Below are 3,867 nucleotides of genomic sequence, written 5' to 3' on the forward strand. Positions count from 1 at the left end.
GCATGGTTTCCAGAGGATAGGGTTTTCTACCGCCGCCGGCCTTGGGGTAGAACGGTTCGATCAGCTCCAGCAGGCCTGCCCAGGGCACCACCTGATCCATTTCGGCGAGGAAGCGCTCTCGGCGGGTCTGCTTGCGCTTGCCGGCGTACTCAAAGTCGGAAAAGCTCATCTGGCTCATGGGCGGCTCGGATCAGGTGTTGCGGGGATTCTCGCATAACTGAAGGCTTGTTCGGAGATTCCTTAGATATATTGTGTATCAGACACAATTGTCTATCCATCCCATAGGCTCGGCTTCCGTGTTTGGTCACCCTATATATCAACGGGTTACCATGCAGCCTGGTAAATTGATTCGATATCTTCAGACGTTAACTTGCGGGGATTATTGCGCATCAACCGGTCGATCTTACTGGCTTCCTCGGCCATCGGTGCTAGGGCGTCCTGTGGGACGTTGAAAGCGCGAAGACCGGCAGGGATGTCTACAGCAGCACACAGTTCAATCATCGCATCGACACTGGCGTCTGCAGCCTGGCTATCGCTCAAGCCGGCGATATTCACGCCCATTGCCTGAGCGACGTCGCGAAGACGCTCCATACAAGCAAGCTTGTTCCAGCGCATCACATAAGGCAGCAGCAAAGCGTTGCTGACGCCGTGAGCGATGTTGAAACGCCCGCCCAGCGGATAGGCAAGCGCATGCACTGCCCCAACACCTGCGTTGCCAAATGCCATGCCGGCCATCAGGCTCGCCGTAGCCATGTCTTCCCGAGCAAGGAGATCATTGGGATTGGCATAGGCCTTAGGCAAAGCGCGAGCTATAACCTTGATGGCTCCCAGAGCAATGGCATCGGTGATCGGCGAGCGATTGATCGAAATGTATGCCTCAATCGCATGCACAAGCGCATCGACACCGCTGGCAGCGGTCACGCTGCGTGGGCAAGTACGCGTCATGATCGGGCTAACCAGGGCAACATCAGGCAACAGGTAGTTGCTCACAATCCCTTTCTTGAGCTGCGCATTCTTGTCGGAGAATATCGCCACGTTAGTGACCTCCGAACCCGTGCCTGCCGTAGTTGGAATCGCGATCAGCGGAGGGCCCTTGCGGCTTACTTGATCGACACCGAACAACTCGGCCAAGGGGCCATCGTGTCTCGCGAAAGCCGCCACACCTTTCGCGATGTCCATGGCACTTCCACCGCCCAGGCCAATCAGTCCATCATGGCCACCCTCGCGAAAGGCGCGGGTGCAATCTTCGACCAAACTGATTTCAGGCTCTGGCTGCACTTGGTCGTAGAGGCCATAGCTGCGGCCACCCAGGTGGACCAAAGCGAGGTCGACTGTGCCCGATTTGACCAGAATCGCATCGGTCACGATCAATGGGTTATCAACCTTCAGCCGGGTCAACTCAGCGTCCAGCTGTTCAACCGCGCTAGCGCCGGTCAGGAGTTTATTGGCGATTTGAAAGGCAGAAACGCTCATCGGCTCATCCTCGTTTTTTTATTAGAGATGTACCAAATGGATAACAAAACCTGTGCCAATGTCGTGAAATACCCATCCTTGACGGATTTCGTCTCGTTCGTGCAGGCCTGCGGCACGAATAGCGATCAGTATTTCAATCGCAAAGTCGGCTAACGATCAGAAACCTAATCAAAACTCTCCCAGCGTTTCATCTTCTGGACGATGGTTGCTTGGCTCACTCCCAACGCTTTGGCTGCCAGGCGCGTGGTTTTGTGTACGCGCATGGCTGAAAGGATTGCGCTGCGCTCGGCGTTTTCCACAACCTTGCGTAGCGGTAAACGATCATGACTTGAGCGATCATTGTGGAGGTTGAGGATTTCCTCAGGCAGATCCAACGCCTCAATCGTGTCACTTTCGCAGACCACTACCAGACGCTCGACCAGGTTGATCAACTCTCGAATATTTCCTGGCCATGCGTACTCACAGAGCAGATCCAGGGTCTCCAAGCCCCACGACATTTTGCGCTCATAGCGCTCGTTGAAGTGCCTGAGGTAATGCTCCAACAGCGTTGAGATCTCTGCGGCGCGCTCGCGAAGCGCGGGAATATGAATGGGCACCACGTTCAGTCGATAGTAGAGATCGGCACGGAACAACCCTTCCTCGACTTTCTTTCGCAAGTCGTGGTGGGTGGCGCTGATGATTCGAATATCGACCTCACGCAATTCAAGTCCACCCACGGGGATGAATCGATTTTCTTCGATAACCTTCAGCAGTTTGACCTGTAGCGACAGCGGTAGATCGCCAATTTCATCAAGGAACAACGTTCCATGATTTGCTAACTCCAGAAGCCCTCGCTTGCCCTTGGCCGCTGCGCCCGTAAACGCCCCTGGTGCATAGCCGAACAATTCTGCCTCGATCAAATTTTCGGGCATTGCGCCGCAGTTGAGCGGAATGAAAGGCTCCTTGGCCCGAGCGCTGGAGTTGTGGATGTACTGAGCGATGAGGCTTTTGCCAACACCGGTCTCCCCTAATAGCAGCACCTTCACGTCACTGCCTGCTACACGACGTGTCTGTGAGAAAAGCGGGCCGGTTTGCGCTTGGTTAAAAACCAGCGAAGACTGTGTGATTTTTTCATATTCGCCAGCATGCAACTGCGCAGTGCTCTGACGCAGCTTCTTGAGCCCAGCTAGCTCATCCCTTTCATGCTTCATGCGCAGAAGCTCTGTCATGTCACGTACGGCGCTGACGACGTAGCTGATGCGACGATCCAGGAAAATAGGTGTTGCGCTCACCAACAGCTTCTTACCGTTACCGAGGCTCTGCATAACGGAAACCGGCGCACCTTGCTGGAGTACGCGTAAAGATGCGGATTGCGACACGACACCGTCGCGTACCAAGTCGTGCATGCTGCGTCCAATGAGCTGCTCGCTCTGGAGTCCAGTCAGACGTTCGTACGCGCTGTTTACTTTGACGGTAATCCCTGCTCCATCCGTGATGTAGACGCCGTCGTGCAGCGCGTTCAGAATCGTATCGAAAGTTTGATCAGTGAAGTTCACAGCGACCCTCTGAGCTAGCGAAAAAAGTGAGTGTAAGGCGTTCGTCAGTGCAGTGGCTCTATTCTTGAGGAGGTAGCTGGGACTCATGGAGTTGCAGATATCTGCAGTAGCTTTGCGGATGCATCGAAAAATCTCGTCCTAGGTGGCCCCGTATCACTTCTGCTCTACACGTGTTCCGCGAACCCACAAGTAGGCTGGAGGAGCCGGTCGTGCACCGCTAGGAGGGTGTAGACAAAATCAAGTAGTAAGCCGACGGGCCAGCATGCGAGCCTCAGCCAGCCATACCCATGCCGCACTTACATCGAGTAAACGATCATGGTGCATGATCAGCCGCCTGGCTCGCTCATTCCAGGCGTGAGTTCGTTCCACTACCCAGCGTTTGGGCATAACCACAAAACCACTCGGTGCTGGTGCTGACGCGAACAGCTCGCCTTGTGCTGAATGCCATTTCCCGGTACGGCGATTATTCGGTCCTCTTATGACCTGAACCTGAACAGCATGAATGTCTTGCGTCCGCTGAGCCCACTTCCCGGCGTAGGCACTGTCAACGAACAGAGTATTCACGGATGGGTACTTGCCCATCGAGGATGTCACCGCGTCGTCCGCCGCGTCTCGGTCCTGCACACTGGCGGCACTGATACTCACTGCCAAGAGCAAGCCAAGGGTATCAACGACCAGACTTCGCTTGCGCCCTTTGACCTTTTTGCCGGCGTCGTACCCACTTTCTCCGCCTTGGGGAGAGCTACGAGTTGACTGGGAATCGAGAACAGCGGCTGACGGCTTTTCATCACGATCCATCCGCTCTCGCCACTGGGCACGAAGCCGGTCGTGCATTTGCTCAAACTTGCCCTGAGCGCTC

4 protein-coding genes are annotated in these 3,867 nt (G+C 55.2%); all 4 read right to left on the reverse strand.

What is annotated here, in order from left to right:
- Positions 1–178, reverse strand: a 178-nt coding sequence (locus L6D80_RS29735; protein WP_473811945.1) for a transposase, incomplete at its 3' end; no start/stop codon positions are given.
- Positions 179–324: 146 nt separating this feature from the next.
- On the reverse strand, positions 325–1,473 hold the full coding sequence (locus tag L6D80_RS29740) for an iron-containing alcohol dehydrogenase (protein ID WP_009683642.1): 1,149 nt from the start codon (positions 1,471–1,473) through the stop codon (positions 325–327).
- A gap of 164 nt (positions 1,474–1,637) precedes the next feature.
- Positions 1,638–3,008: a sigma-54 interaction domain-containing protein gene (locus tag L6D80_RS29745; protein ID WP_033690530.1), complete on the reverse strand. Its 1,371-nt coding sequence runs from the start codon at positions 3,006–3,008 to the stop codon at positions 1,638–1,640.
- 237 nt (positions 3,009–3,245) lie between these two features.
- Positions 3,246–3,867 (reverse strand): IS5 family transposase (locus tag L6D80_RS29750; protein WP_143524282.1); only part of this gene is annotated, 622 nt, incomplete at its 5' end.

It is taken from the genome of Pseudomonas ceruminis (assembly GCF_021602025.1).
GTDB classification, from domain to species: Bacteria; Pseudomonadota; Gammaproteobacteria; order Pseudomonadales; family Pseudomonadaceae; genus Aquipseudomonas; species Aquipseudomonas ceruminis.